Source organism: Ellagibacter sp. (assembly GCF_048412355.1).
Classification (GTDB): Bacteria; Actinomycetota; Coriobacteriia; order Coriobacteriales; family Eggerthellaceae; genus Ellagibacter.
In genome coordinates this window covers 1-1566 of record NZ_DBFSAP010000059.1, presented here as the reverse complement: position 1 = coordinate 1566, position 1566 = coordinate 1, and the positions used below count along the sequence as shown (strand labels likewise).

1 protein-coding gene is annotated in these 1566 nt (G+C 63.5%); it reads right to left on the bottom strand.

Annotated elements, in window-relative coordinates:
* Window positions 1-286: 286 nt before the first annotated feature.
* Window positions 287-1447, bottom strand: a complete 1161-nt coding sequence (locus tag ACMRQN_RS09690; RefSeq protein WP_087198813.1) for an IS256 family transposase — start codon at window positions 1445-1447, stop codon at window positions 287-289.
* Window positions 1448-1566: the final 119 nt, after the last annotated feature.

Genomic DNA, 1566 nt, shown 5'->3' with positions numbered 1-1566 from the left:
GTGTTACGATTGGCTCGGGCATGGCTCTCCTCCAATATGCTTCTTGTCTCGACAACTCGAATCATACCGGGGCGGGCCGTGCCCTCCTTCCTATCTGGACGCTATCCTGCTGTCAAAGTGCGCAAAAAATTGTACGTTACCTGATTTTTGCGAAGTAACAACATGGAGCTTTCTTTGGATGAGTCCAATACTTGAATCAGGTTGTTGGCGTCAACAAAGGAGGTTGGTACCGTCAAGAATCTTGCGCACTTTTCCGACAGCCTCATAAGCCCGCCGTCCGGTGCGGCTACCCCTCCAGCAGAGTCACGTCCAGATAGCGCCTCGAGCCCCACTCGCTCTCGGCCACGTACTTGAGCCTCGCGGTCACGAGCATGAGGGCGCTCTTCCCGTCGGGGAACGTCCCGACCACGCGCGTGCGCCTGCGGATCTCGCGGTTCAGGCGCTCGATGGCGTTGTTGGTGCGTATGCGCCGCCAGTGCTCGCGCGGGAAGCGCGTGTACGTCAGGGTCTCGGCGTATCCGTCGCGGACGACCTTCGCGGCCTCCTTCAGCCTCATTGAGTCGAGCTCGTCGGCCACCTCGAGGGCCTTGGCCTCGGAGGCCTCGCGCGACTCCATGGCGTGTATGGCCTTGAGCATCGCGGCCGCCTTGGGCCTCTTGGACTTGGGCACCTTCGCCAGCGCGTTGCGGTAGAAATGGACCGTGCAGCGCTGGTAGGCGGCGTTCGGGAAGACCTCGGCGATCGAGCCGACCATGCCGGCGGCCTTGTCGCCGGTGAACATCCTGACCCCGCGCAGCCCGCGCGACTTCAGCCACGAGAGGAACTCCCGCCAGCACTCGGCCGACTCGGTGAAGCCCTCGGCGGCGCCTATCACCTCGCGGTAGCCGTCGTCGTTGACGCCTATCGCCACCATCACCGCCACGTTCTCGTAGCTCCCGCCCCAGCTGCGCTTCAGGTAGATGCCGTCGACGTAGACGTAGGGGTAGGCGCGAACGAGCGGGCGGTTTCGCCACTCCTCGACCGCGGCGAACGCCTTCTCGTTCAGGTTCGAGACGGTCGCCGCCGACACGCTCGACCCCCACAGGATCTCGGAGACGTCCTCGATCCTGCGCGTCGAGACGCCGGCCAGGTACATCTCGATCATCGCCTCCTCGACGCTGGTCTCGCGGCGCCGGTAGCGCTCGATGATCGCCGTGGTGAACCTCATCCCCTTGAGCTTGGGCATGCGCAGCGTGACCTCGCCGGACGTCGTTGCCAGGCTCCTGTCGTAGTGGCCGGCCCGATAGGCCTCGCGCCCCGCGGCGCGCTCGTAGCGCTCCGCGCCGACGAGGTCGCCCGCCTCCTCATCCAGAAGGCCGTTCAGGGTGTCCTCGACCGTCTTTCTCACCAGCTCGCGCAGATCGGACTTCAGGCTCTCCTCGTTCAGTGTTACGATTGGCTCGGGCATGGCTCTCCTCCAATATGCTTCTTGTCTCGACAACTCGAATCATACCGGGGCGGGCCGTGCCCTCCTTCCTATCTGGACGCTATCCTGCTGTCAAAGTGCGCAAAAAATTGTACGTTACC